Source organism: Aeromonas ichthyocola, assembly GCF_046087985.1.
Lineage (GTDB): Bacteria > Pseudomonadota > Gammaproteobacteria > Enterobacterales > Aeromonadaceae > Aeromonas > Aeromonas rivipollensis.
In genome coordinates this window covers 780,556-806,033 of record NZ_JBJSWH010000001.1, presented here as the reverse complement: position 1 = coordinate 806,033, position 25,478 = coordinate 780,556, and the positions used below count along the sequence as shown (strand labels likewise).

Below are 25,478 nucleotides of genomic sequence, written 5' to 3'. Positions count from 1 at the left end.
CCTCCCGGCAGGAGCCGGGACCCCACCTGTCGTCAATGAAAGGGAGTTGTCATTTATGTTGGTTATCCGTCCTATCGAGCAGCGCGACTTCGCCGGCCTCAAGACCTGTGCCATCGAATCCGGCACCGGCATGACCTCGTTGCCGGTCAACGATGAACTGCTGCAACGCAAGATCGATGCCTCGACCCAGACCTTCCTGGACAAGCCCGCCGGCAAAGGCGATTGCCTCTACTTCTTCGTGGCCGAAGACCTGGAGACCGGCGAGATGGTCGGTACCTGCGCCATAGACGCGGCGGTCGGCCTGTCCCAGCCGTTTTACAACTACCACATCGGCAAGGTGGTGCACTCTTCCCCCAAGCTCGGCATCTACAACGTGGTCGAGACGCTCACGCTCTCCAACGACTACACTGGCAACTCCGAGCTCTGCACCCTGTTTCTGCGCGAATGTGCCCGCGAGGGGCTCAATGGCCGTCTGCTCTCCAAGCACCGCTTCCTGTTCATGGCCGAGCACCCCGAGCTGTTTGACAAGACCGTCTTCGCCGAGATGCGCGGCGTCTCCGATGAGAACGGTCACAGCCCCTTCTACGAGTGGTTGCAAAAGCATTTCTTCTCGATGGACTTTCCCACCGTCGATTACCTCACCGGCATTGGCAAGAAGCGCTTCATCGCCGAGCTGATGCCCAAGTACCCGATTTACGTCAATCTGCTGAGCAACGAGGCGCGGGCCGTCATCGGCCAGACCCACGAGAAGACCCGCCCTGCCATCAAGATGCTGCAGGACGAGGGCTTCGTGAACCGTGGCTATGTCGACATCTTCGATGCCGGCCCCACAGTCGAGTGCGACGTGAAGCACATCCGCAGCGTGCGCCGCAGCCAGAAGCTGGCGGTGCTGGTGGGTGAGCCCATCGGCGGTCACACCTACCTCGTCTGCAACGCCAGGTTCGAGCAATACCGCGCCTGCTACGGCAACATCCGGGTCGATCTGGACAAGCACGAAGCCATCATTCCGCCCAAGATGGCGGCCGCCCTCAAGGTGGAGAGTGGCGACATGGTTCGGGTCGTCGATCTGGAATAACGGGTCCATATCACCGCATTGAAACAGGCTGCCGAGGCGGCCTGTGCACCACAGGGAGTGAATTGATGATGTCTTTAGTCCAGTTTATCGATGGGCAGTGGCTGGCCGGTGAAGGCAAGCCGTTCGAATCAAAAGATCCGGCCAGGAACGAAGTGATCTGGCAGGGGGAGGCGGCGAGCGCAGCCCAGGTGGATGCCGCCGTCAAGGCGGCCCGCGCGGCCTTCTACCATTGGTCCGATCTGGCCCTCGAGGATCGTCTGGCCATAGTGCGCCGCTATGCCGATCTGCTCGGCGAGCACAAGGAGGCGCTGGCCCTGACCATAGCCCGGGAGACCGGCAAGCCGCTGTGGGAGACCCGCACCGAAGTGGCGGCCATGCAGGGCAAGATCGCCATCTCCATCCGCGCCCATGACGAGCGCACCGGCACGGTCGAGAACCCCATGCCGGGCGCCAAGGCGTTCGTGCGCCACAAGCCCCACGGCGTGGTCGCCGTGTTCGGCCCCTACAACTTCCCGGGCCATCTGCCCAACGGTCACATAGTGCCTGCGCTTATCGCGGGTAACGCAGTGGTGTTCAAGCCCTCAGAGCTGACCCCCATGGTGGCCGAGGCCATGCTGAAGATCTGGCAGGAGGCGGGGCTGCCCAAGGGGGTGCTCAACCTGGTTCAAGGCGAAGTGGAGACCGGCAAGGCGCTGGCCGGCAATCCGGACATCGACGGCCTCTTCTTCACCGGATCGTCGCGCACCGGCCACTTCCTGCACCAGCAGTTTGCCGGTCAGCCCGGCAAGATCCTGGCCCTGGAGATGGGTGGCAACAACCCGCTGATCGTGAAAGACGTGAGCGACATCGATGGCGCGGTGCACGCGATAGTGCAATCCGCCTTTATCACCTCCGGCCAGCGCTGCACCTGCTCGCGCCGCCTGTTCGTGGAGCGTGGCGAGCGTGGCGATGCCCTGGTGAAGCGCCTGGTGGAGGTGGTCGGCCAGATCAGGGTCGGCCTCTATGACGCCGCCGAACAGCCGTTCATGGGCGCCATGATCAGCGAGCGTGCGGCGCTTGGCATGGTCGAGGCGCAGGCCAACCTGCAAGGGCTGGGGGGCGAGAGTCTGCTCTCCCTCAAGCATCTGGAAGCCGGCACCGGCTTCGTCTCCCCCGGCATCATAGATGTGACCGCTGTTGCAGCGCTGCCTGATGAAGAGTACTTCGGCCCGCTGCTGCAACTGATCCGTTATGACGACTTCGATGCCGCCATCGATCAGGGCAATGCCACCAGCTTCGGCCTGTCCGCCGGCCTGCTCGGTGACAGCGAGGCGGACTGGCAGCACTTCTTCAAGCGGATCCGCGCCGGCATAGTCAACTGGAACAAGCCCATCACCGGTGCCTCCAGTGCAGCGCCCTTCGGCGGCATAGGTGCCTCCGGCAACCACAGGGCGAGCGCCTACTACGCCGCCGACTACTGTGCGTACCCGGTCGCCTCGGTGGAAGACAGCAAAGCCGCCATGCCGGATCAGCTGTCTCCCGGTCTGACCTTCTGATAACAAGAAAATAAAAGAGGGGCACTCAGAGGTGCCCTTGTCTGTACCCGCAATCAAAGGAAAGAGAGATGCAAAAGGATATCGAGACCCTGTTTGGCCATCTGTGGGACAACTACATTCAGGTCACCCCCAGCGCCCACAAGGTTCACCAACTGCTGGGGGGCGGCGCCCCCATCATCAACGATCACGTGGCGTTTCGGACCTACAACCTGCCCAAGCTCGGTCTCGAGAAACTGGCGGCCCACTTCCGTGCCCTGGGGTACGAGGAGAAGGGCGAGTATGTGTTCAAGGCCAAGAAGCTCTATGCCAAACACTTCGAGCACTCAGACCCGGACGCCCCCAAGGTGTTCATCAGCGAGCTGAAGGTGGAAGAGCTCTCCGCAGGCGCCCAGGCCATTATCCACAAGCTGGTGGATCAGGTGCCCGATCACCTGACCGATACCCCGGCCTTCCTCTACACAGGGGCGCCCTGGCAGGTCTCCTGGAGCGAATACCAGACCCTGCTGGCGGAGAGCGAGTATGCGGCCTGGATGGCGGCCTGGGGCTATCGTGCCAACCACTTCACCGTCAATATCAACCGCCTTGCCGATTTTGAGACCATAGAGCAGGTCAATGCCGCGCTCAAGGCGGCGGGCTTTGTGCTCAATACCGTCGGCGGCGAGGTGAAGGGGGATCCCCTGGTGATGCTGGAGCAGTCCTCCACCATGGCGGACAAGGCCGAGGTTGCCTTCAGCGACGGCGTGCGCGCCATCCCGAGCTGCTTCTACGAGTTCGCCCTGCGCTACCCGCAGCCGGACGGTGTGCTCTACCCGGGCTTCGTCGAGGCGTCGGCGGACAAGATCTTCGAATCCACCAACGCCATGTGATGGCTCCGAACGCCAAAAACGCCCCAGATGGGGCGTTTTTTTTTAAGGGAGCAGGGTGAAGCGTAGTAGGCCCGGCGCCTTGGCCTAGTATCACACCCGCTGCAGTTCGCCCTCGGTGGCGAGCACAGTCGCCATGCCGCCGGCCTTGCCTGCCTCTATGCCGATGGGGGTGTCTTCGAACACCAGGCAGTTGGCCGGGTTGGCGCCGAGCAGCTCGGCCACTTTGAGGAAGGTGTCGGGATGGGGCTTGTGGTTGGTCACGTCGTCGGCGCTCACCAGCACGGGGATGAAGGCATCGAGGCCGGTATTTCTCAGTATGTGCGTCGCATGATCCCGGGTTGAGCCCGTGCCTATGCCCATGGGCACCTTGCCGTGGCAACGCTTGACCAGCTCCCACATGGCGGGGAAGACGCTGACGCTGTCGATCCGCTCCAGATAGAGGGCTATCTTGCGGCGGGCGAAGGCCTCCACATCGATCTCCAGCCCGTGCTGCTCGGCCAGCATGGCCACTATCTTGCGGGTGGGAATGCCGCCGTACTCATTGAGCCGCACCCGATCGAACGGCAGGCCGAATTCGGCGCTGGTGATCTCCCAGGCATCCAGGTGCAGGGGCATGGAGTCCACCAGGGTGCCGTCCATATCGAAGATCAGGGCGTCGTATTGCTCAAACTGGAACTGCTCGGACATGGGGTGCTTCCTCCTCGGCTAAAAGAGCACACTACCAGATCCGCTCCCCCTATGCCGCGACCGCCGTCATGGTAGGGGGCAGGCAGCGGGTTTGACCATGGGCTGCTGATTTATGAGACAATAATGCGCTCTGCGCCTCGGGTGCCGGCATCTCACAGTAGCGAGCCTCTTTATGTCCCCAAAAACCGTTTTCTCAAGCGTGGCCCTGGTGATCGCCCTGGGCTCGTTGGAAAAGAGCATAGTCACCACCCCCTTGCCCATCATAGGGGCCGAGCTGAACGCCGGCGCCGCCCTCACCTGGGTGGTCACCGCCTACCTGCTGGCGGCCACCGCGGCCCTGCCCATCTACGGCAAGCTGAGCGACATGTTCGGCCGGGTGCGGATGCTCAACATCGGCATAGGCCTGTTTCTGGCGGGATCCGTGGCCTGCGCCCTGGCTCAGGATCTGCCCACCCTGCTGGCGGCCCGCGTGTTGCAGGGGCTGGGTGGCGGGGGGCTGATCGCGCTGGCCTTCACCGTCATCGCCGACTGCATTCCCCCGCGGGAGGTGGGCAAGTATCAAGGTTACATCTCCGCCGTCTATGCGGTTTCCAGCATCGCCGGGCCCCTGCTCGGGGGCTACTTCACCGAGCAGCTGAGCTGGCGCTGGATCTTCTGGATCAACCTGCCCCTCGGGGCGCTCGCGCTCTGGCTGGTGAACCGCAACCTGGGCCACCTCAATGTGCGCCGCCACAGTCGCTTCGACTGGAAGGGGGCGGGGCTGCTGATTACCGTCACCACGCTGAGCTTGCTGCTGCTCTCGCCCGAGACAGCCCTGCCTGCCATCTGGCTGGCGGCAGGACTGGCGATTGCCCTGCTGCTGCTCATCCTGGTGGAGCGACGCGCCCAGGATCCCATACTGCCCGCCCATCTGGCCCGCTTGCCCGGTTATCTGGTGAGCGTGCTGCTGGCGCTGGCCTCGCAGTTGCTGATGTTCGCCGTGCTGGTCTACCTGCCGCTGCAGATGCAGTGGCAGAAGGGGATGGGGGCCAGCGAGAGCGGCCTCTACATGGTGATCTTCATGGTCTGCATCACGGCGGGGGCCTTCGTCGGCGGCAAGCTCATTGGTCGCACCGGTCACTACAAGCGCTTCGTGGTGGCGGGCTTCGCTCTGGCGGCGCTGGCCCTGTGGCAAATTCACTTCGATCTCTTTGCCAATCTGGGGCTGGGCTTCGCCGGTCTGGGGTTGGGGCTGGTGCTGCCGGCCCTCTCGGTGGTGGTGCAAAACGCCCTGCCGCGGGAAGATCGCGGCATCGGCATGTCCCTGTTCAACTTCGGTCGCGAGCTGGGGGGCGCGGTCGGGGTGGCTATCTGCGCCGTGTTGTTCCACGGGGCCCTGCCGGCCGGGACCAGCCACAACCTGGCCAGCCTGAGCCCCGCCGAGCTGGCCCCGGGGTTCAGCGCCACCTATGTGGGCATGGCAATGATCGCGAGCGCCTCCTTCCTCATCACGCTGCTGGCATTGAAGCGCCACGAGCTGGCCAGCATCCCGGCTTGATGCGCTTCCTTGACACAAAAAAGGGCTCCCGAGGGAGCCCTTGTTGCGTGTGAGCGTGGGGAGCTGCCCATCAGATCCGGAGGCTGACGGGGCGCAGGGCGGCGATAGCCCCGCCAAAGAGCGCCATGGCCAGCAGCGCCAGGGCCACAGGCCCCGCGCTGTAGGCAAACCCGGCGACAGCGGACCAGAGCGCCACCCCGAGGTGCATCATGGTCATCGCCAGCGACATCAACATGCCCCTGTGGGCCGACGAGAGCCCGGCAATGTGGCCCTGCAGGGCGGGGGATCCTATGCCGCCCGCCAGCGCCCACAGCCCGAGCGGCAGCAGCAGGGCAGGCAGTGAGGCGGGAGAGAGATAGAAGCCGACGCTGGCCGGCACGCAGACCACCAGGGCCAGGCGCATCAGGACGCGCCCGCTCTCGACCCGGCCAGACAAGCGGGGCATCAGCAGGTTGCCGATGACGCTGATGATGCCGAGGGCCCCATAGAGTAGCCCCACAGAGCCCATCGACAGGCCCTGGGTGTCGCGCAGGTGCTGGCCGACCAGGTTGAAGAGGCCAATGCCGCCCCCCAGGCCCAGGCACATGGCCAGCAGGGCGCCGGCCGCACCCGGGATGGCCAGCAGGCGGACACCCTTCTCCTCCTGCTGCGCCGCCGATGTATCTGCCAAAGACCTGCCGGCGGGCAGCAGGGCCAGGGCCGCCGCCACCCCCCAGGCACAGAGGCCGAGCAGGATAAAGGCGGCGCGCCAGGAGAGCCACTGAGCGAGCAGCGCCCCCAGCGCCGGGCTCGCTATCATGCCCAGCGTCAGGCCGGACTGCACCCAGGCAATGCGCTTCATGGCATCTTTCCCCGTGCCGTCTGCCGCCATGGCAAAGGCGATGGGCAGCATGCCGGCACTGGCGAGACCGGTGAGCACCCGGCTTGCCAGCCCCCACTCGAAGCTATCGACCAGGCCGGTGGCGATGGAGGCGGCACCGAACAGCAAGGCGGCGGGCAGCATGATCCTCACCCTGCCGAGGCGATCCGAGAGGCTGCCGAGCAGGGGGGCGATCAGCGCCAGCGCCAGGCTGTAGGCGGTGATAAACAGCGTGACCCGCTCGGGCTGGACCCCTAGCTCCCGGCCTATGGGGGTCAGCAGGGGGCCCAGCATCAGCTCATCGGCACCCACCAGAAACGCAATAAAAAAGAGCAATACTTTCAATAGCATGATGTTCACCTTACGCATGTGATACCGAGCCTGTGGCCGCGAGGGAGTGAATGTCCAGCACCCGATCCGGCCAGTCGGCCACGAAGGACTGCTCGTGGCAGACCACCACCACAGTCCCGGCATAGTCCTGCAAGGCCTGTTGCAGGGCCGCCTTGACGGCGGCATCCAGGTGGGTGGTCGGTTCGTCCAGGATCAGCAGGTTGCTGGGTTGCAGGGCCAGTCGGCACAGTTTCACCTTGGTCTGCTCCCCGCCACTCAGGGCGGCGATCGGTTGCAGTGCCAGCTTGCCCCTGATGCCGATCCGGGCCAGATGCAGCCTGGCGCCCCTGTCATCGAGGGCGGGGCAGGCGGCCTTCACCAGGGCCAGTGGGGTGGCATCCGGATGGGGCCAGTGCAGCGCCTGTTCGAAGTAGCCCGCCTTGACCCCGGGGGAGAGGCTGAGCCGACCGCGCAGGGGGGCCAGCTCGCCCGCCAGTGTCTTGAGCAGGGTGGACTTGCCGACGCCGTTGAAACCGGCGATCACCACCTTCTCCCCCCGGCTCAGGGTCAGGGTCAGGGGTGCCAGCAGCGCGCTATCATGGCCGATGACCAGTTCAGAGGCGGCGAGTACCTGCTGGCCGCCGCCCCCGGCGCTGCGAAACGTGAGGGAGACCCCTTTGTCCCGCTCCGGGTTGGCCAGGCGCTCGATGCGCGCCAGCTGCTTCTTGCGGCCGTTGGCTATGCTGGCGTTGACCCCGGCGCCGTTCTTGGCGATGAACAGCTCCAGCTTGTCGATCTGCCTCTGCTGCGCCTGGTATTGCCGGGCGTGAGCGACATCATTCGCGGCCTTCTGGGCCATGGCATTGTCGAGGTTGCCCTGGTATTTGCGAAGCTGCAGGCGATCGATATCGCAGATGCCGGTGGCGATGCGGTTCACGAAATCCCTGTCGTGGGAGACCACCAGGAAGGCGCCCGCGAAGCCGTCCAGGTAGGCTGCCAGCCAGGCCACGTGGACGCTGTCCAGGTAGTTGGTCGGCTCATCGAGCAGCAGCAGATCCGGCGAGCGCAGCAGCAAGCCAGCCAGCATCACCTTGTGGCGCTGACCGCCGCTCAGATTGGCCAGCCGGGTCTGCATGCCAAGCTGGGTGAGGCCAAGGCCGGCGGCCACCTCGTCGATCCGGCTCTCTATCTGGTAGAACGACTGGCTCTCCAAGGTGGTCTGGAGACTGGCGGCCAGTGCCAGCTGATGGGGCTGGGCACAGCGCGCCGGGCTGGCATAGATGGCCATCATCTCCGCCTCGGCCCGATAGAGGGGGGCAAAGGCCGTTTGCAGATATGTCCGTATCGTCAGTTGCCCGTCCAGCTCGGCATGCTGGTCGAGGTAACCCCGGTCAAGACCGGGCTGCCAGAGGATATCCCCGGCGTCAGGCTGGCGCTCCCCCTGGAGCAGCTTGAGCAGGGTGCTTTTGCCGACGCCGTTCCTGCCGGTGATGCAGATATGTTCGCGGGGAAGCAGGGTGAAGCTGGCGTCCTGGTACAGTGTCTTGTCACCGAGGTGACAGGTCAGATGGTGAATGTTGAGCAGACTCATGGTGCTTTATCCATAAAAAAACGGGGGCGGTACTTGGCGTACCGGCCCCCGTTTCACGCAATATTGAAACTTTGTCCTGAAGATCAGAAACAAAAAGGCCGGCGATGAAGCATCTCGCCGGCCTTTTTTCCTGTTCTCATCAGATGCGGAGTCGCCTCCCTCTATGGAGGGCGCCAGCGCTATCTGATGAAGATTCAGAAGAGATGTGGCTCCGGGCAACACTTCATCGTGTTAGTGCACGGAGCACAGCCTCCTGACAGAACATTTGAACAGGATGTACAACATTGCAGAGCAGTCCAACATGAAATCTGGACGCAAAATACGCAGATTCCGGGGGACAGTCAACCCGCTCGCCCCTGAACTGGCCTGCTCCGGTCGGTTCTATGCGTGTCTGGCGCGAGCGCCATGGCGGGCTCCACAAGAAGCCAGACCGCCGTCTGGTAGGGGGCAAAGCAGGGCTCTGGCTGGTCGGGGTAGTTGCCCATCAGCAAGCTGGCGTCGCTGGCTAGCTTGTCGAAATGGGGCATGGGCAAGGGGGCTGCGGTGAGATTGGCGAGCAGCAGCAGAGTCTGCGTCTGGCCGGTGGCCGGATCCCGCCAGCGGCGGCGGTAGCTGATGCGCAGGGGATCGTTCTCATCCAGCAGTTCGAAGTCGCCATGGCGAATGACGGGGTGGGCCTTGCGCAGGGCGATGAGCTGGCGATAGCAGTGAAACAGGGAGTCGGGGCGGGCCAGCTGCTCGGCGGCGTTGATCTCCATATAGTTGTCATTGAGCGCGATCCAGGGCTCTGCCGTGCTGAAACCGGCCCGGGGGCCCGAGTCCCACTGCATAGGCGTGCGGGCGTTGTCGCGGCCGATGGCATCGAGGCGGCAGGCGAGCTCGGCGGGGTCCAGTCCCGGCTGGCTGGCGCTGTAGTTGATGGCCTCCACATCGCGCAGCTCCTCTGGCTGCCAGCGGCGGTTGGTCATGCCAAGCTCCTCTCCCTGATAGATGAAGGGAGTGCCCTGCATCATGTGCAGCACCAGGGCCCACTGCTTGGCACTCAGCTCGCGCCATTCGGGGCTGTCGTCGCCGAAGCGGGAGACGGCGCGGGGCAGGTCGTGGTTACCCAGAAACAGGCTGTTCCAGCCCTGGCGGTGCAGTCCGCTCTGGTGGCGGGCCATGGCGCCTTTGAAGCTGAGGGGGTCAAAGCGGGAGGTCCATTTATCGCGCCCCAGCCCCAGGTGCTCGAAGTTGAACACCATGCTGAACTCGCTGTCATCCGGGTTCGAATAGTGCCGCATCTGGGCCAGATCTGCCCCCCAGGTCTCACCGACAGTGATGATCCCCTTGCCGCCGAAGCTGGCGCCATTGAGCTCGCGGATATAGTCGTGCAGGCGGGGGCCGTTGCTCATGGCAAGGGGCGACCACTCCTTGCTCACCATGTCGATCACATCGAAGCGAAACCCCTTGATGCCCCTGGCCAGCCAGAAGTTGATCGCCTCCGCCATCTCGGCCCGCACCGCCGGGTTGTCCCAGTCGAGATCGGCCTGACTTGCATCGAAGTTGTGCAGGTAGTAGCGATCAAGCGTCGGCACGTATTCCCAGGCGCTGCCGCCGAAGATGGAGTCCAGCGGGTGGGCATCGACGAAGGCCTGGTCCCGAAAGACGTAATAGGCCTGGTAGCGGGGATCCCCGGCCAGCGCCTGCCTGAACCACGCATGTTCGGTGGAGGTGTGGTTGGCGACTATGTCCATCATGATGCCCATGCCGTGAGCGGCCGCCTCTGCTATCAGCAGGTCCATCTCGGCCAGGGTGCCGAAGGCGGGATCTATGGCGCTGTAGTCCGCCACGTCGTAGCCGTTGTCCCGTCTGGGGGAAGGGTAGACGGGGGTGAGCCAGAGCAGGTCCACTCCGAGGGTCGCCAGGTGGTCCAGGCGCTGGCGGATGCCATTGATGTCCCCCATGCCATCGCCGTCGCTGTCCTGAAAGCTCATGGGGTAGATCTGGTAGATAACGCACTGATCGAGAGTAAGAACGGGGTGAGGATGCATCAGCGTGGCCGGTGGCGAAGTGGTCCTGCCATGTTACGCAGAGGGCGCCAGGGTCGACAGGGTGAGGTGGGCCTTGAAAAGGGTTCCATTGTTGGCTGATAGCCAAAACTGCGGGCAGGGTCACAAAGGCGCTATCCCGAACCAGGGGCGGTCGGGATGGCGGCGTACTCATATGGTCGCCAGCATGGGCCCTTATCGGGTCGTCTCGGGCTGTTCGGCGCCGGGTGCCTGCTGGCGTTCGGCCTGGGCGTCCAGCTCCTTGCCGAGGAAGTAGTTCAGGAAGGTGCGGATCACCGCGATGATGGCGAGGCGGATCAGCTCCTCCTTGCTCGGCGCGACCGTGGTGGCCAGGATATCGGCGGCGAGCTGGAACTCCAGCGCCAGGATGAGCCAGCTGCCGAAGCAGAGGCGAATGCGCGGAAAACCGGGCTCGTGATCCCGCACCCGCGCCGCCAGCCAGAGGGTCTTGCCAAGCCCTATCACCACGCAGGCGATGGAGATGATCTCCAGCAGCAGCTGGAACAGCTCGACCCCGTGCATCATACCCTCTTTCAGGCTCGCTATCTCAAACACTAGGGTCACCTCCCTGATTCAAAAGAGACACTTTTAACACGGCATGGGGGTTGGAGCCAACTCAGAGCCCCTTGATCAGCATGGCGACCTGCACGATGGCATGACGGGCCGCAGGGCTTATGCCCGCAAGCTGGAAGAAGCCGTGGATCACCCCGAGCTGCCGCTGACAGCTGGCGGCAACACCGGCTTGCAGCAGTTTGCCATAGAGGGCCTCTCCCTCGTCACGCAGGGGATCGTACTCGGCCGTGAGGATATGGGTGGGCGGCAGTCCAGCAAGTTCAGGATGGTGCAGCGGGCTCGCCTCGGGATGGCTGGCGGGCAGCCTGCCCAGATAGGCCTGAAACCCGCTGAGCAGCATGTCGCGGGTGATGAGGTAGTCGTCGCCAAGGTCGCCATAGCTCTGGCTCTCTCCCAGGGCATCGAGCATGGGATAGATGAGGATCTGGGCGGCGGGCAGTGCCGCTCCCGCCTCCTTGAGCCGCAAGGTGGTGATCAGGGCAAGGTGGCCACCGGCACTGTCGCCTGCGAGTGCAACCCGTTCGGGATCGCCGCGCCACTGCGGCAGCGCGGCCATGATGGCGAGGGTCGCTGCCAGCGCATCGTCATGGGCGGCAGGATAGATATGCTCGGGGGCGAGGCGGGTGTGCACGGCAAACACCAGGGCATTGGCACTGTTGCACAGCATCCGCATTTGGCGATCGTGGGTCTCGAAATCCCCGCTGACGAAACAGCCGCCGTGGAAATAGATCAGCGCCGGATAAGCGGGATCCGGCATACCCACGGGTTGGTAGCGGCGGATGGCGTAGTGATCGGCCTGCCACTCTTCGATGGCGCCCACCTCTTCCCGTTCCCCGCCCAAGACGGCAGAGGCAAGGTAGCCCTCCCGCCGCGCCTGCCAGCTCATCTCGCTCGCCCTGGGTCTGCCAGCGGCAACAAATTCCGCCACCATGGCGGCGATTGCGGGTTCGAGTCCTGTGTTCATGCTGCACCATTGACTGTATATAAAAACATGCATTGTGCGCTTCTGGCCCGAGAGCGCAACCGGCGTTAGTTGAGGCAGCTCACAAAATCAGGCTTCAATCAGTTTGAATTCAATCACATAGAGCGGCGGCAGCGCGGGGTAGATGTCCCGGATGACGGTCTGGAGCTCGGCCAGGGTCATGTTCTCCTGGCGGGCGTGCTCGTCGGTCAGGTCATCGAAGGCCAGGGGCGTGACCGAGAGCACCTCCATGGCGCCAAAGGGCTGGTGCTCCGGATTGGTGAAGAGCGCGAGCCGCTGGCCGGGCTGCCAGTTGGCCTCGCTCTCGTCGCGTATTGTGATGGTCTTGCGGCCGGACTGGATGTCGGCGACGAAGCGGCCGAAGAAGGTGAATTCCGGGTAGGTTGGGATGTGAACTGACATTTTCTCTCCGAAGGACAAGGGGTGGCAGGGGGCGGATCACGCCGCAGCTGGCCCATTCTAGGAGTGCCGGGGAGGGCGCGCAGCACTTTTCGCCCGGACGTGCGGGTGGAGTGGGTTGGTGCACTTGCTCTGCCCTGCAAAGTGGCCGCAAGTGAACCCGAATGTGCGATGATGTGGGCTCCCCTTTCTTGATATGTAACAAAATGGAGGGGGACTGGTTGTGGTCTGATGGCGTCTGGCGCGGTTCCCCGCCCGGCGGACATGAACGAAAGGAGCGAGTGTGAATTCCGAGTTGATCTGGGTGCTCAGCATGCTGGTGGGCGCCATCTTCCTGTTTATTACCAACAGGGTGCGCATGGATGTGGTGGCCTTGTTGATCATCATCCTGTTCGTGTTGAGCGGCACCCTGACCTTGCCGGAGGCGCTGGCGGGGTTCAGCGATCCCAACGTCATCCTGATCGCCGCCCTGTTCGTGGTGGGGGAGGGGCTGGTGCGCACCGGCATCGCCTATCAGGTGGGGGATGCCCTGGTGAAGGTGGCAGCAGTGAGACCCGGCTGCTGGTGCTGCTGATGGTGGCGGTGGCGACCCTGGGGGCCGTGATGAGCAGCACAGGGGTGGTGGCCATCTTCATCCCTGTGGTGTTGAGCGTGGCGAACCGGATGGGGATACCGGCGGGACGGCTGATGATGCCGCTGGGCTTTGCCGGTCTTATCAGCGGCATGATGACGCTGGTGGCCACTCCGCCCAACATGGTGGTCAACAGCGAGCTGATGCGCCACGGCATCCAGGGCTTCGGCTTCTTCGGTTTCACCCCCATGGGGGTGCTTATCCTCGGGCTGGGAGTGATCTACATGCTGCTGATGCGTCACCGTCTGGTGCGCGAGGGGGAAGAGGGCAAGGGCAAGCAGGCGGGGCGCAGCACAATGCGCGATCTCATCCGCGATTATCGCCTGGCCGGCCGGGCGCGCCGCCTGGCGATCCGTCCCGATTCTCCCCTGATAGGCCAGACCCTGGACGAGCTGCAACTGCGTGCCCGCTTTGGGGCCAACGTCATCGGGCTGGAGCGTTGGCGCAAGTTTCGGCGGGTGATGGTCACCGTCTCCGGCGTCACCGAGTTCCAGGCGAAAGACGTGCTGCTCATCGACATGTCCGACCCCGAGGTGGATGTGCGTGAGTTCTGCAGCGAGGCGCGGCTCGAACCCATGATATTGCGCGGGGAGTACTTCTCGGATCAGGCGCGGGAGGTGGGCATGGCCGAGGTGTCCCTCATTCCAGGATCCCGCCTGCTCGGCAAGAGCATCCGCGAGGTGGCGTTTCGTTCCCGCTACGGCCTGAGCGTGGTCGGGATCCGCCGCAGCGGTGAGGCGCTCACCGGCAAGCTGGTGGATGAGCCGCTGCTGATGGGAGACAGCCTGCTGGTGGTGGGCAACTGGAGCCTCATTCGCCAGTTGCAGACCCACCACAGGGACTTCCTGCTGCTCGGCCTGCCCGCCGAGGTGGACGAGATGGCGCCGGCTCGCAGCCAGGCCATCCACGCCCTGATCGCCCTCGCAGTCATGATAGGGCTGATGGTGACGGAGCCCGTGCCCAACGTCATAGCGGCGCTCATCGCCTGCCTGCTGATGGGCAAGTTCCGCTGCATCGACATGGAGAGCGCCTACAAATCCATCCACTGGCCGACCCTGATCCTGATCGTCGGCATGCTGCCCTTTGCCCTGGCGTTGCAGAAGACCGGCGGGGTGGATCTCATCGTTGGCGGGCTGATCTCGGCGGTGGGGGAGATGGGGCCCCGTGTCATGCTGGCCAGCCTGTTCGTGCTCTGCGCGGCCATCGGACTCTTTATCTCCAACACCGCCACCGCCGTGCTGATGGCGCCCATTGCGCTCGGTACGGCCCAGCAGATGGGGGTCTCTCCCTATCCCTTCGCCATGACCATCGCCATCGCCGCCTCGGCGGCCTTCATGACGCCCGTCTCCTCACCGGTCAACACCCTGGTGCTCGGGCCCGGCAACTACAAGTTCATGGACTTCATCCGCGTGGGGGTGCCTTTTACCCTGCTGGTGATGGTGGTGAGCGTCATCGCCATTCCCTGGTTCTTCCCGTTCTGAGCGCGCTCGAGGGGGACAAGGAGTGCAAGCGGCCTGCGGGCCGCTTTTTATTGGCCATATATCCCGATGCTGTGAGATGAAATATTGGGCCGACAAGCCAGTGAGCAGGGAGAACGGCAGGGAAGGAGAGGGGACAAAGGCTGAAACTCAGGCACAAAAAAACCAGCGTGAGCTGGTCTGTTTGGTACTGCTATTAATGGTGCGGAAGGAGAGACTCGAACTCTCACGCCTAGGGCGCCAGAACCTAAATCTGGTGCGTCTACCAATTTCGCCACTTCCGCAATATTAATGGTGGCTATGACGGGATTCGAACCTGTGACCCCCGCATTATGAGTGCGATGCTCTAACCAACTGAGCTACATAGCCGTCTTGTATCCGACATTGTCGTGTACAAGTAAAATGGCTGGGTACTAGGGTTTGGACCTAGGCACGTTGACGAGATCAAGACCTCTCACGTTTACCACAGCAGATCACCGACAAGGTCGATGAAAGGCAATAATGGCTGGGGTACTAGGATTCGAACCTAGGGATGGCGAGATCAAAACCCGCTGCCTTACCGCTTGGCGATACCCCAACAGCGCTCCTCAACAGTCGTGAGACTGGCAAAGAACCTTTAAAAATGGCTGGGGTACTAGGATTCGAACCTAGGGATGGCGAGATCAAAACCCGCTGCCTTACCGCTTGGCGATACCCCAACTGAACAACTTGTAAATGGTGGCTATGACGGGATTCGAACCTGTGACCCTCGCATTATGAGTGCGATGCTCTAACCAACTGAGCTACATAGCCGTCTTGTGTCCGACATTGTCGTGTACAAGTAAAAATGGCTGGGGTACTAGGATTCGAACCTAGGGATGGCGAGATCAAAACCCGCTGCCTTACCGCTTGGCGATACCCCAACAGTGCTCCTCAACCGTCACGAATGGCGGGCAAAGAACTTTAAAAATGGCTGGGGTACTAGGATTCGAACCTAGGGATGGCGAGATCAAAACCCGCTGCCTTACCGCTTGGCGATACCCCAACTGAATGATTAATGGTGGCTATGACGGGATTCGAACCTGTGACCCTCGCATTATGAGTGCGATGCTCTAACCAACTGAGCTACATAGCCAACCGTGCTTCCAGTGAGTCGTTGCCTCGTCACTGTGCGGCCGGAATTATGCGTATCTGGCTCTGGGGCGTCAACCCTTTTTTTGCCAGAAAAACCGAATTTGGGTGCGTTTGGCGAGTTATTGGACGCTGTCGCGCAAAAGCCCAACAATCTGGTTTTTTTTGCGACATTTGGCAGCAGATCCGCAACCTGTGCCCATAACAAAGAGGCCAGCAAATGCTGGCCTCTCATGGGGTTAGACGTTGAACAGGAAGTTCATGATATCGCCATCCTTGACGATGTAGTCTTTCCCTTCGGCGCGCATCTTGCCCGCTTCCTTGGCGCCTTGCTCACCCTTGTAGGTGATAAAGTCGTCGAAGGCGATGGTCTGGGCGCGAATAAAGCCTTTTTCAAAGTCGGTGTGGATCTTGCCCGCCGCCTGCGGGGCGGTGGCGCCGACCGGAATGGTCCAGGCGCGCACTTCCTTCACCCCGGCGGTGAAGTAGGTCTGCAGGTTCAGCAGCTCGTAACCTGAGCGGATCACCCGGTTCAGACCCGGCTCTTCGATCCCCAGATCGGCCATGAACTCGGCGCGGTCGGCGTCGTCCAGCTCGGCGATGTCCGCCTCGATGGCGCAGCAGACCACGACCACAACGGCGTTCTCGGCGGCGGCGATTTCACGCACCTTGTCGAGGAAGGGGTTGTTGTCGAAGCCATCTTCCGCCACGTTGGCGATGTACATGGTGGGCTTCAAGGTCAGGAAGTTGAGGTGGCTGACGGCCGCCAGCTCTTCCTTGTCCAGCTTCATGCCGCGGATCATCTGGCCGTTTTCCAGGGCAACCCGAATCTTTTCCAGGGTTTCCACTTCCAGCTTGGCATCCTTGTCGCCGCCCTTGGCGCGCTTGGACTGACGGTGGATGGCGCGCTCGCAGGCGTCCAGATCCGACAGGGCCAATTCGGTATTGATCACCTCGATGTCATCGGCCGGGGAGACCTTGCCCGCCACGTGGATGATGTTCTCGTCCTCGAAGCAGCGCACCACGTGACCTATGGCTTCGGTCTCGCGGATGTTGGCCAGGAACTGGTTGCCCAGGCCTTCACCCTTGGAGGCGCCCGCTACCAGGCCTGCGATGTCCACGAACTCCATGGTGGTCGGCACCACGCGCTGGGGGTTGATGATGGCCGCCAGCTGATCGAGGCGGGGATCCGGCATGGGGACCACACCCGTGTTCGGCTCAATGGTGCAGAACGGGAAGTTGGCGGCTTCGATGCCGGCCTTGGTCAGCGCATTGAACAGGGTGGATTTGCCTACATTGGGCAGGCCCACGATACCGCATTTAAAACCCATGAATTGTTACCTTACGTGATGGATGCTGTGAGGGGGCCACGCGGGCAGCCCTGTCATATTGTGCGCGCCTGGCAGTTAGCCAGGCTTCTGTACGCTGTGCAGACGGTACATGGCCTTGGTCATGTCCTGCTTGAACCGGTGTCGGTGGCGTACGTGGGCACTCATCCAGTACGTCATCGATCAAAGCCTGTTCAGACTTTTTCAGCCTTGAAGCTGTGCAGCCGGTTCATGGCCTTGGTCATGTCCTGCTTGAACAGGATGTCGGTGGCGCGCAAGGACTCATCCAGTGCGGCCTCGATCAGGCTCTGTTCACTGCTGGGCGCCTTGGTCAGCACGAAGCCGGCGACCAGCTCCTTGGCACCGGGATGGCCGATCCCGAGGCGCAGCCGGAAGAAGTTATTGTTGTTGCCCATCCTGGCGATGATGTCCTTGAGGCCGTTGTGGCCGCCGTGGCCACCGCCCTGTTTGAACTTGGCGATGCCGGGGGGCAGATCCAGTTCGTCGTGGGCCACCAGTATCTCTTCGGGGACTATCTGGTAGAAGCGGGCCAGTGCCGCCACCGCCTTGCCGGAGAGGTTCATATAGGTGTTCGGGATGAGCAGCCGCACATCCTGCCCCTCCACCAGGATGCGGGCGGTGTGGCCGAAGAACTTGGGCTCTTCGCGCAGGCTGACATTGTGCCAGCGGGCCAGCTGCTCCACATACCAGGCCCCCGCGTTGTGGCGGGTCTTGGCGTATTCGGGGCCGGGATTACCCAGCCCGACAATCAGTTTGATTTGATGCGTCACGCTTGATGTCTTCACTCGCTGCTTGCACTACTGGTTGCCATAAACAGAGGGTCCAGGGCAATGGGACGCAATATTCTAGCCGCCGACTGGCGATCACTCAACCAAAGCTCGGCAAGCCGGGGGGAATAACCCGGGAACCGGGTGCCAACGGCCGCCAAAACGAGCCTGGTCCTGCCCGTTTTGGCGCAGCGGCTCAAGGGGCGTCGGCTTGACCGGCACGCAGCAGGGTCACCGTCTCTTCATCCAGGGCGGTCACCAGGGGGCGGGCATAGCGCACATACTGCACGAAGGAGGCGGCGTCGGTGCCGCAATCCACGCCGCTGCCTTGCAGTCGAGGGCCTGGCCCGGCGGCATAGACGGGCGCTCAGCTGATCGCCGCTTGCTCCACTGCCGCTCGACCGGGAAGGCGGTCAGCTTGCCATCCTGCCAGGCGAGATCCACGCGCTCGGCACTCTGCTGGCCTGCGCCCGTGCCAGGGCCTGCCAGCCGTCGTTGCCGTTGGCACTGTAGGCGTTGGTCACCACCCGGTAGCGCCGCCCATTCGCCAGATCCTGCCACTGACCCTCGGCCGTCCTCCACTGCAGCCGGGTCAGGTGACCCGCCTTGCCTGCTTCGGTCTCCTTGAAGGTGTAACGCAGGTGGCCGCCATAGGGGAACTTGCCCGCATGAGCGCTGGCGGGCAGGGTGGCCGTGATGGTCTCGGTCAGCAGGGCCCGCACCTCGGCGCCGGAGAGGGTCAGTACGCTGAGCGGGTTCTTGAACGGCAGCAGGCTGAGGGATGCCTCCCCCTGTCGCAGTTCACCGGCGGGCAAGTCGGCGCGCACGCCCCCCACCGCCAGCAGGGCGAAGTCGACCGGGCCGCCGGTCAGGGCCTGCACCTGCGGGGTGTTGGCCCAAAAATATTGGCCTTCCGCCACCAGGGGCGCGACGTCGGAGCCGTGGCTGTCGCTGCCGTTGTCGCCTGGGCGGCGGGCATTTTGCAACGGCGCGGGAAGGGTGCCGATGACGGGGCCGTAGGCCTGATCCAGCGCCGGTTTGTAGTGGCTGTCGATGATGCCGCGCAGGCGCGGATCTTCATCCACCGTCACCAGGTTGGGCTGGGCGTCGATGAACTTGCCGGCCTGCTGGCTGCGAGCCTTGTCCAGCGGCTGCTGGCGGGCCGGATCGGCGAAGAAGTCGCGGCTGGCCAGCAGCTGGTTCTGACCCTTGCAGGCGATGACCCGGCCCTGGGCGTCGAAGCTGACCCGGGCAAGACCGATGGCCTGGGCATAGGATCCCGCCTGCACCACGCAGGTCAGACCCACGCCGTCCGGGTTGGTGACCAGCGCTGCGTATTCCCCCGTCTTGCCCCAGCCTACGTTGCTAAAGTCACCGAGCAGGCTGTGGGAGTGGCCGCCGACGATGGCATCGAGGCCGTTCACCTTGGCCGCCAGCGCCAGATCCCGGGCGTTGCCGATGTGGGTGAGCGCGACTATCCGGTTGATCCCTCTGGCCTGCAGCAGGTCGACCGTGGCCTGAGCCGAGGCCACCTCCTTGGCAAAGCGCAGCTTGCCGACGTTGGGGGAGATGTTGGCCATGTCCTCCAGCACCAGCCCGATGACGGCGACCAGCTGCTTGTCTGCGGGCAGGTGGGCGAGATCGGTGACCGGGCTCTTCTGGTTGCCATCGAAGGCATAGACCACGAAGGGCTTGAGGTTGCTGGCCTGGCTCAGATCCGGATCGTCGCGGCTGTCCAGGTTGGCAGCCAGCACCGGGAAGTTCACCCCCTGGATGAAGCGGGCCAGCTTCTGGTTGTCGAGATCGAACTCGTGGTTGCCAAGGGCCATGGCATCGAAGCCGAACTGGCTCAGCAGCTCGGCATTGGCCATCCCCTCGTTGAGCTTGAAGTAGCCGCTGCCCTGCCAGGCGTCGCCCCCGTGCAGCAGCAACAGCGGCTGGTTTTTGGCGAGCGCCTCGGCCTGGTAGGCCTTCGTCATGGTGAGCAGGCGGGGATAGCCGCCGAGGCGGGTGTAGAGGGTATCTGTTTCCCCCTGCTTGCCGAAGAGAGGCCCCTTCAGCTCGGCGTTGACCGGATCGAACTGGGAGTGGGTGTCGTTCATGTGTGCCAGGGTCAGGGTGAAGGGCGGATCCTGCTGGCCGGTCAGGCAGGCAGAGAGCAGGGCGCACAGCGGGAGGAGAGTGAGGAGACGCAAGCACTTCATGGGGACATCCTTAACCTGCGGGGGCAGGGCATTACTTTGGCCAGGCTTGAAAAAACAAAAACCGCCAGTTGGCGGTTTTTGTCACAACGGGGTCAATCAATGCTCAAACATGGCAGAGATGGACTCTTCGTTGCTGATACGACGGATGGCTTCGGCCAGCACGGAGGAGAGCGTCAGCTGCTTGACCTTGCCGATCGCCTTCATCTCCGCGGTGAGCGGGATGGAGTCGGTGATGATCAGCTCGTCGATGACCGAGTTCTTGATGTTTTCCACGGCGGTGCCGGAGAAGACCGGGTGGGTCGCATAGGCGAATACACGCTTGGCGCCACGCTCTTTCAACGCTTCGGCCGCCTTGCACAGGGTGCCACCGGTGTCGATCATGTCGTCGACGATGACGCAGTCACGGCCGGCCACGTCGCCGATCAGGTGCATGACCTGGGAGACGTTCGGGCGGGGACGACGCTTGTCGATGATGGCGATGTCGGTGTCGTCCAGCAGCTTGGCGATGGCACGGGCACGGACCACGCCGCCGATGTCCGGCGATACGACAACAGGAGACTCGAGGTTCTTGGACAGCATGTCTTCCAGCAACACAGGGCTGCCGAACACGTTGTCTACGGGGACATCGAAGAAGCCCTGGATTTGCTCGGCATGCAGGTCAACGGTCAGCACGCGATCCACACCCACGCTGGAGAGGAAGTCGGCGACTACCTTGGCGGTGATGGGCACACGGGCGGAGCGGACGCGGCGGTCCTGACGGGCATAACCAAAGTAGGGAATAACGGCAGTGATACGGCCAGCTGAAGCACGACGCAGTGCATCCACCATGACGATCAATTCCATCAAATTGTCGTTGGTCGGGGCACAGGTGGATTGAATGATGAAGATATCGCCACCGCGTACATTCTCATTGATCTGTACGCTGATCTCGCCGTCGCTAAAGCGACCTACGGCAGCATTGCCGAGTTTGATAAACAGGCGATCTGCGATCTTCTGGGCTAGTTCCGGCGTTGCGTTACCAGCAAACAGCTTCATGTCAGGCACGGTTTGAAACCTCGGGGTTGCATCCAGTATGTGGGGAGTCTGATTCAGACCCATATCGTTTGGGGGCAAACGATTTATCAAGATAACGGACAAGGTCTCTGGAAGTTCATGGTGGCGCCAGATTACCCGGGTGGACAGCAGAACGTCCACCTTAGTGCCATCACGTCAGACTGGCCAGAGTACTCGGATTCGCACCCAGGCACATCGACGAGATCAACCCCTCTCGATGTGGCCCTCAGCAATACACTGTTTGCTGGGGTACCTGGATTCGAACCCAGGCACATCGACGAGATCAAAACCTCCCGATGTGACCCGTAACAATGTCCAGTTGGCTGGGGTACTAGGATTCGAACCTAGGAATGGCGAGATCAAAACCCGCTGCCTTACCGCTTGGCGATACCCCAATCACTGACTTGTTGCAAAGTGGCGAAGAGTGGTGATATGTTCTCGCCCTTGGCGACAAACCCATCCCAGCCTTCCGGCACCCTTGCCAACACCTTCCGAGCAGCCACTTCGTCTTCAAATTGAGCAAAGACGCAGGCGCCAGTGCCCGTCATTCTTGACGGCGCGTATTCTAGCAACCAGCCGAGCGCATTGGCAACCTCGGGGTGGCGCTTTTTCACCAGCAATTCGCAATCGTTTTTCCACGCCCCTTCCAGCAGGGTGTGCAATGTCATCCTGGGGGTGTTGCGAGGCAGCTCGGGATCCTGAAAAACTGCCGCCGTTGCCACATGACAATCGGGTTTGAGCACCAGATACCAGGCGCTCGGCACCTCGACCGGTTGCAGCTTCTCGCCAACCCCTTCCGCAAAGGCGGCACGGCCGCGCACGAACACCGGCACGTCGGCCCCCAGTTGCACCCCGAGTTCCGCCAGCTCGTCTTCACTCAAGCCTGCCTGCCAGAGATGATTCAGCGCCACCAGGGTGGTGGCCGCGTCAGACGAGCCGCCGCCGATGCCGCCCCCCATGGGCAATACCTTCTCCAACCGGATATGGGCCCCCATCGGGCTTGGCAGCCTCCCCTGCAACAGGCGGGCGGCACGGATGATGAGATTCTGTTCATCCGGCACCCCGGGGATGGCAGGACTCAGGGTGAGCAGGCTGGTGCCCGGCAGGGGGTCAAACTCCAGCCAGTCGCCGTGATCCAGGAAGATGAACAGGGTCTGCAACTCGTGATAGCCGTCGGGGCGGCGGCCGTTGACGTGCAGGAAGAGGTTGAGCTTGGCCGGCGCCGGCCAGCGGATCAGCGCCTGCCGGATGGTATCCTGCATCATGGCGCCAGGGTCCATTGGTTGATCTGCAACTTGAGGCGGCTGCCCTGGCCCGTCATGGTCAGCAGGTGCGGCAGCCGGTAGTTGTCCTGATCCCGGTAGTCCCCATAGACGATCTGCCACTGGCCGTCACGCACCGAGGCCAGGCTGGCGTCGGGGTTGAGCTCGAATTCGGCCTCACCTGGCAGCCCCTTGATCCACTCCGGCAGCCCGGTGACAGGAATATTCCAGCCGGTGAGCTGATAGACGAGGGCCTCTGCATCCTGGCTCTGGTGCACCTTGCCTTCGTTGTCGGTCAGGGTGATCTCCCCCTTGCTGCGGGAGAGCTCCAGGATATGGGTGCCGATCAGGCTGGTGAGGTTGAGGCGATAGTCGTCGCCGTTCTGCTGCCAGTTGAGGCGGGCGCTGCCCTTCTGGCGGGCCGTGATGATGGCCATCTTGCCCGACAGCTCCCAGTGGGTCAGCTGTTCGAGACGGGCCCGTTCCTGCTGCCAGTTGACCTGATCCCGCTGGGGTTGAGTGGTGGTACAGCCGGCCAGTACCAGCAGGCAGGCGAGGGAGAAGATACGCAAGAACAAGGTCGTGCTCCGGATAAGAGATTTGCCACAGTATAAGGGGCGGCCGTATCGCTTTTAAAGACTTACCCTTTCTCGTACAATTGTCGGCCTTCATACCCTGTGCACGAAACGATCATCACCCACCCATGAGTCTGCTTGCCCTCGGAATCAACCACAACACCGCCAGTGTCGCCTTGCGGGAACGGGTCGCATTTGGCCCGGACTGCATCGATCGCGCCTTGCGTGAGCTGGTGGAGCAGCCCGGTGTCAGCGAGGCGGTGATCGTCTCCACCTGCAATCGAACCGAGCTGTACTGCAGCCTGGAGCAAGGGCAGGGGGAGCAGGTGCTGAGCTGGCTACAGCGGTTCCACCAGCTGGAGGCGAGCGAGGTGGTCTCCGCCATCTACCGCCACCAGGACGAGGAGGCGGTGCGCCACCTGATGCGGGTCGCCTGCGGGCTCGACTCCCTGGTGCTGGGAGAGCCGCAGATCCTGGGGCAGATCAAGCAGTCCTACGCCCACGCCCAGCAGGCGGAAGCGGTGAAGGGATCCCTGGAGCGGCTGTTCCAGAAATCCTTCTCGGTGGCGAAACGGGTGCGTACCGACACCGAGATCGGCGCCAGCGCCGTGTCGGTGGCCTTCGCCGCCGTGAGCCTGGCCCGCCGCATCTTCTCCGATCTCTCCCAGACCAAGGTGCTGCTGGTCGGCGCTGGCGAGACCATAGAACTGGTGGCCCGCCACCTGCGCGAGCAGAACGTCACCCAGATGATGGTGGCGAACCGCACCCTGCAGCGGGCCCAGCTGCTGGCCGAGGAGTTCGGCGCCCAGGTGATGACCCTCGAAGAGATCCCGGACTACCTGCACGAGGCGGACATCGTCATCAGCTCCACCGCCAGCCCCCTGCCCATCATCGGCAAGGGCATGGTGGAGCGCGCCCTCAAGGCCCGCCGCTTCAGGCCCATGTTCCTGGTGGACATCGCCGTGCCCCGCGACATCGAAGCCGAGGTGGACGAGCTCTCCGACGCCTATCTCTACACTGTGGATGACCTGCAGGGCATCATCGAGCAGAACCTCGAGACCCGAAAGCGGGCGGCCGCCGAGGCCGAGCTCATAGTGCAGGAAGAGCAGGGCGACTTCATGGGCTGGTACCGCAGCCAGCACTCTGTGGATCTCATTCGCGATTATCGCCACCAATCCCAACAGGTGGCGGATGAAGAGTTGCAGCGTGCCCTGCTGGCTCTGCAACAGGGCGAGAATGCCGAGCAGGCCCTCAAGGCCCTGGCTCACCGCCTCACCAACAAGTTGATCCACGCCCCGACCCAGGCCCTGCGCCAGGCCGCAGCCCAGGGGGACACCCACAAGCTGTCCCAACTGCGTCAGGTGCTGGGATTGTCACAAGAGTCATAATTTTCGGGCAACCTGCCGGTTGTTCCGTCCTCCATCGAGAACACAAGATTTATGAACCCGTCATTGATCAGAAAGCTGGAAGGCCTCATCGAGCGCCACGAAGAAGTACAGGCCCTGCTCGGCGAGCCCGGGGTCGCCTCGGATCAGGACAGATACCGTGCCCTGACCCGGGAATATGCCCAGCTCGAAGACATAGTGCACGCCTTCCAGCGCTTCCGTCAGGCCGAGGAGAACCTCGAGACCACCCGGATGATGCTGGAAGAGGACGACGCCGACCTGCGCGAGATGGCGCAGGAGGAGCTGCCGCTCGCCAAGGCGACCTTAGAGGAGCAGGAGCAGGCGTTGCAGGTGATGCTGCTGCCGCGCGACCCCAAGGATGACAACAACTGCTATCTCGAGATCCGTGCCGGTGCCGGTGGCGACGAGGCGGCGATCTTCGCAGGGGATCTGTTCCGCATGTACTCCCGTTATGCCGAGCGCCAGGGCTGGCGCGTCTCCATCGTCAGCTGCAACGACGGCGAGCACGGCGGCTACAAGGAGGTGATCGCCAAGGTGGACGGCGAGCACGTCTACGGCCGCCTCAAGTTTGAGTCCGGCGGCCACAGGGTGCAGCGGGTACCCGAGACCGAATCCCAGGGGCGGGTGCACACCTCCGCCTGTACCGTGGCCGTGCTGCCGGAAGTGCCGGAAGCCGAACAGATCGAGATCAACCCCTCCGAGCTGAAGATCGACACCTTCCGCGCCTCCGGGGCCGGTGGTCAGCACGTCAACAAGACCGACTCCGCCATCCGCATCACCCACCTGCCCACCGGCCTGGTGGTGGAGTGCCAGGATGAGCGTTCTCAGCACAAGAACCGTGCCAAGGCGATGTCGGTGCTCTCCGCCCGGCTGCAGGCGGCCGAGGACGAGCGCCACCGCGCCGCCGAGCAGAGCACTCGCCGCAACCTGGTGGGCTCAGGGGATCGCTCCGAGCGTATCCGTACCTACAACTACCCCCAGGGGCGCCTCTCCGAGCACCGCATCAACCTCACCCTCTATCGTCTGGGGGAGATCCTCGAAGGGGATCTGGATTGCGTCATTACCCCGCTGGTGCAGGAGTATCAGGCGGATCAGCTGGCCTCCCTGGCCGAGAGCAATTAATGCAAATCCAGCAGGCTCGTGCCCACATCATGGCGA

The 25,478-nt window shown here is 63.0% G+C and carries 20 protein-coding genes, 9 tRNA genes and 1 pseudogene; 7 read left to right on the top strand and 23 right to left on the bottom strand.

The window, feature by feature from the left end:
• Positions 1-55 precede the first annotated feature (55 nt).
• The 3 genes from astA to ACF2JD_RS03805 all read left to right on the top strand — a co-directional run bounded on the left by astA (position 56) and on the right by ACF2JD_RS03805 (position 3,476).
• A complete protein-coding gene (gene astA, locus ACF2JD_RS03815; protein WP_025326162.1) occupies positions 56-1,075 on the top strand; it encodes an arginine N-succinyltransferase in 1,020 nt (339 codons plus the stop codon).
• Between the two features lie 65 nt (positions 1,076-1,140).
• Complete coding sequence (gene astD / locus ACF2JD_RS03810) at positions 1,141-2,610, top strand: succinylglutamate-semialdehyde dehydrogenase (RefSeq protein WP_440986793.1); 1,470 nt, start codon at positions 1,141-1,143, stop codon at positions 2,608-2,610.
• Between the two features lie 68 nt (positions 2,611-2,678).
• The gene (locus tag ACF2JD_RS03805) at positions 2,679-3,476 is read left to right on the top strand and encodes a DUF1338 domain-containing protein (RefSeq protein WP_440986792.1); all 798 of its coding nucleotides are present in this window, start codon (positions 2,679-2,681) and stop codon (positions 3,474-3,476) included.
• A gap of 90 nt (positions 3,477-3,566) precedes the next feature.
• On the opposite strand, the gene ACF2JD_RS03800 is transcribed toward ACF2JD_RS03805, so the two are convergent.
• Positions 3,567-4,163, bottom strand: a complete 597-nt coding sequence (locus tag ACF2JD_RS03800; protein ID WP_106887536.1) for an HAD family hydrolase — start codon at positions 4,161-4,163, stop codon at positions 3,567-3,569.
• 172 nt (positions 4,164-4,335) lie between these two features.
• Between ACF2JD_RS03800 and ACF2JD_RS03795 the strand changes: the two genes are divergently transcribed.
• Complete coding sequence (locus tag ACF2JD_RS03795) at positions 4,336-5,700, top strand: MFS transporter (protein WP_440986791.1); 1,365 nt, start codon at positions 4,336-4,338, stop codon at positions 5,698-5,700.
• Between the two features lie 70 nt (positions 5,701-5,770).
• Here the strand turns inward: ACF2JD_RS03795 and ACF2JD_RS03790 are convergent, their stop codons facing one another.
• From ACF2JD_RS03790 to yqfB, 6 genes are all read right to left on the bottom strand, one after another.
• Positions 5,771-6,910 (bottom strand): MFS transporter, encoded by a 1,140-nt coding sequence (locus tag ACF2JD_RS03790; RefSeq protein WP_440986790.1) that lies wholly within the window; start codon positions 6,908-6,910, stop codon positions 5,771-5,773.
• Positions 6,911-6,920: 10 nt separating this feature from the next.
• Positions 6,921-8,480 carry an ATP-binding cassette domain-containing protein gene (locus ACF2JD_RS03785; RefSeq protein WP_440986789.1) on the bottom strand — a complete coding sequence of 520 codons (1,560 nt, stop codon included), beginning with the start codon at positions 8,478-8,480 and terminating at the stop codon, positions 6,921-6,923.
• 341 nt (positions 8,481-8,821) lie between these two features.
• Positions 8,822-10,456, bottom strand: coding sequence for an alpha-amylase family glycosyl hydrolase (locus tag ACF2JD_RS03780; protein ID WP_440986788.1), 1,635 nt, complete (start codon positions 10,454-10,456; stop codon positions 8,822-8,824).
• 249 nt (positions 10,457-10,705) lie between these two features.
• On the bottom strand, positions 10,706-11,086 hold the full coding sequence (locus tag ACF2JD_RS03775; RefSeq protein WP_163136270.1) for a DUF1622 domain-containing protein: 381 nt from the start codon (positions 11,084-11,086) through the stop codon (positions 10,706-10,708).
• A 61-nt stretch (positions 11,087-11,147) separates the two neighbouring features.
• Positions 11,148-12,068, bottom strand: coding sequence for an alpha/beta hydrolase fold domain-containing protein (locus ACF2JD_RS03770; RefSeq protein ID WP_440986787.1), 921 nt, complete (start codon positions 12,066-12,068; stop codon positions 11,148-11,150).
• A gap of 87 nt (positions 12,069-12,155) precedes the next feature.
• A complete protein-coding gene (gene yqfB, locus ACF2JD_RS03765) occupies positions 12,156-12,488 on the bottom strand; it encodes a N(4)-acetylcytidine aminohydrolase (RefSeq protein ID WP_163157980.1) in 333 nt (110 codons plus the stop codon).
• Between the two features lie 280 nt (positions 12,489-12,768).
• On the opposite strand from yqfB, the pseudogene ACF2JD_RS03760 reads away from it, so the two are divergent.
• A pseudogene (locus tag ACF2JD_RS03760) lies at positions 12,769-14,597 on the top strand (SLC13 family permease).
• A 197-nt stretch (positions 14,598-14,794) separates the two neighbouring features.
• On the opposite strand, the gene ACF2JD_RS03755 reads toward ACF2JD_RS03760, so the two are convergent.
• The 16 genes from ACF2JD_RS03755 to lolB form a co-directional block, all read right to left on the bottom strand.
• Positions 14,795-14,878: transfer RNA gene (locus ACF2JD_RS03755), tRNA-Leu, on the bottom strand.
• A gap of 8 nt (positions 14,879-14,886) precedes the next feature.
• Positions 14,887-14,963: transfer RNA gene (locus tag ACF2JD_RS03750), tRNA-Met, on the bottom strand.
• A 133-nt stretch (positions 14,964-15,096) separates the two neighbouring features.
• A tRNA-Gln gene (locus ACF2JD_RS03745) sits at positions 15,097-15,171 on the bottom strand.
• Between the two features lie 46 nt (positions 15,172-15,217).
• Positions 15,218-15,292: transfer RNA gene (locus ACF2JD_RS03740), tRNA-Gln, on the bottom strand.
• Between the two features lie 17 nt (positions 15,293-15,309).
• Positions 15,310-15,386: transfer RNA gene (locus ACF2JD_RS03735), tRNA-Met, on the bottom strand.
• Between the two features lie 35 nt (positions 15,387-15,421).
• A tRNA-Gln gene (locus ACF2JD_RS03730) sits at positions 15,422-15,496 on the bottom strand.
• Positions 15,497-15,543: 47 nt separating this feature from the next.
• A tRNA-Gln gene (locus ACF2JD_RS03725) sits at positions 15,544-15,618 on the bottom strand.
• A gap of 13 nt (positions 15,619-15,631) precedes the next feature.
• A tRNA-Met gene (locus tag ACF2JD_RS03720) sits at positions 15,632-15,708 on the bottom strand.
• A 235-nt stretch (positions 15,709-15,943) separates the two neighbouring features.
• A complete protein-coding gene (gene ychF, locus ACF2JD_RS03715) occupies positions 15,944-17,035 on the bottom strand; it encodes a redox-regulated ATPase YchF (protein WP_025326174.1) in 1,092 nt (363 codons plus the stop codon).
• A 191-nt stretch (positions 17,036-17,226) separates the two neighbouring features.
• Entirely contained in the window at positions 17,227-17,823 is a 597-nt protein-coding gene (pth, locus tag ACF2JD_RS03710; RefSeq protein ID WP_025326175.1) for an aminoacyl-tRNA hydrolase, read from the bottom strand.
• Positions 17,824-18,016: 193 nt separating this feature from the next.
• Positions 18,017-18,139, bottom strand: a complete 123-nt coding sequence (locus ACF2JD_RS03705; protein ID WP_440986786.1) for a hypothetical protein — start codon at positions 18,137-18,139, stop codon at positions 18,017-18,019.
• A gap of 94 nt (positions 18,140-18,233) precedes the next feature.
• Positions 18,234-20,024 carry a 5'-nucleotidase C-terminal domain-containing protein gene (locus ACF2JD_RS03700; protein WP_440986785.1) on the bottom strand — a complete coding sequence of 597 codons (1,791 nt, stop codon included), beginning with the start codon at positions 20,022-20,024 and terminating at the stop codon, positions 18,234-18,236.
• A gap of 96 nt (positions 20,025-20,120) precedes the next feature.
• Positions 20,121-21,068: a ribose-phosphate pyrophosphokinase gene (locus tag ACF2JD_RS03695; RefSeq protein WP_025326177.1), complete on the bottom strand. Its 948-nt coding sequence runs from the start codon at positions 21,066-21,068 to the stop codon at positions 20,121-20,123.
• Between the two features lie 329 nt (positions 21,069-21,397).
• Positions 21,398-21,472: transfer RNA gene (locus ACF2JD_RS03690), tRNA-Gln, on the bottom strand.
• Positions 21,452-22,342: a 4-(cytidine 5'-diphospho)-2-C-methyl-D-erythritol kinase gene (gene ispE / locus ACF2JD_RS03685; RefSeq protein WP_440986784.1), complete on the bottom strand. Its 891-nt coding sequence runs from the start codon at positions 22,340-22,342 to the stop codon at positions 21,452-21,454. The genes ACF2JD_RS03690 and ispE overlap by 21 nt, the downstream gene beginning before the upstream one ends.
• Positions 22,339-22,917: a lipoprotein insertase outer membrane protein LolB gene (gene lolB, locus ACF2JD_RS03680; RefSeq protein ID WP_162520188.1), complete on the bottom strand. Its 579-nt coding sequence runs from the start codon at positions 22,915-22,917 to the stop codon at positions 22,339-22,341. The genes ispE and lolB overlap by 4 nt, the downstream gene beginning before the upstream one ends.
• Before the next feature lie 125 nt (positions 22,918-23,042).
• Between lolB and hemA the strand changes: the two genes are divergently transcribed.
• Together hemA and prfA are read left to right on the top strand one after the other, a co-directional pair.
• Complete coding sequence (gene hemA, locus ACF2JD_RS03675) at positions 23,043-24,302, top strand: glutamyl-tRNA reductase (protein WP_106887525.1); 1,260 nt, start codon at positions 23,043-23,045, stop codon at positions 24,300-24,302.
• Positions 24,303-24,353: 51 nt separating this feature from the next.
• Entirely contained in the window at positions 24,354-25,442 is a 1,089-nt protein-coding gene (gene prfA, locus ACF2JD_RS03670; RefSeq protein WP_106887524.1) for a peptide chain release factor 1, read from the top strand.
• Positions 25,443-25,478: the final 36 nt, after the last annotated feature.

Bases quoted from the DNA above. Each gene is read 5' to 3' on its own strand.
- astA (WP_025326162.1), top strand. From the start codon at position 56: ATGTTGGTTATCCGTCCTATCGAGCAGCGCGACTTCGCCGGCCTCAAG.
- astD (WP_440986793.1), top strand. From the start codon at position 1,141: ATGATGTCTTTAGTCCAGTTTATCGATGGGCAGTGGCTGGCCGGTGAA.
- ACF2JD_RS03805 (WP_440986792.1), top strand. From the start codon at position 2,679: ATGCAAAAGGATATCGAGACCCTGTTTGGCCATCTGTGGGACAACTAC.
- ACF2JD_RS03800 (WP_106887536.1), bottom strand. From the start codon at position 4,163: ATGTCCGAGCAGTTCCAGTTTGAGCAATACGACGCCCTGATCTTCGAT.
- ACF2JD_RS03795 (WP_440986791.1), top strand. From the start codon at position 4,336: ATGTCCCCAAAAACCGTTTTCTCAAGCGTGGCCCTGGTGATCGCCCTG.
- ACF2JD_RS03790 (WP_440986790.1), bottom strand. From the start codon at position 6,910: ATGCTATTGAAAGTATTGCTCTTTTTTATTGCGTTTCTGGTGGGTGCC.
- ACF2JD_RS03785 (WP_440986789.1), bottom strand. From the start codon at position 8,480: ATGAGTCTGCTCAACATTCACCATCTGACCTGTCACCTCGGTGACAAG.
- ACF2JD_RS03780 (WP_440986788.1), bottom strand. From the start codon at position 10,456: ATGAGCTTTCAGGACAGCGACGGCGATGGCATGGGGGACATCAATGGC.
- ACF2JD_RS03770 (WP_440986787.1), bottom strand. From the start codon at position 12,068: ATGAACACAGGACTCGAACCCGCAATCGCCGCCATGGTGGCGGAATTT.
- yqfB (WP_163157980.1), bottom strand. From the start codon at position 12,488: ATGTCAGTTCACATCCCAACCTACCCGGAATTCACCTTCTTCGGCCGC.
- ychF (WP_025326174.1), bottom strand. From the start codon at position 17,035: ATGGGTTTTAAATGCGGTATCGTGGGCCTGCCCAATGTAGGCAAATCC.
- ACF2JD_RS03700 (WP_440986785.1), bottom strand. From the start codon at position 20,024: ATGAAGTGCTTGCGTCTCCTCACTCTCCTCCCGCTGTGCGCCCTGCTC.
- ispE (WP_440986784.1), bottom strand. From the start codon at position 22,342: ATGATGCAGGATACCATCCGGCAGGCGCTGATCCGCTGGCCGGCGCCG.
- hemA (WP_106887525.1), top strand. From the start codon at position 23,043: ATGAGTCTGCTTGCCCTCGGAATCAACCACAACACCGCCAGTGTCGCC.
- prfA (WP_106887524.1), top strand. From the start codon at position 24,354: ATGAACCCGTCATTGATCAGAAAGCTGGAAGGCCTCATCGAGCGCCAC.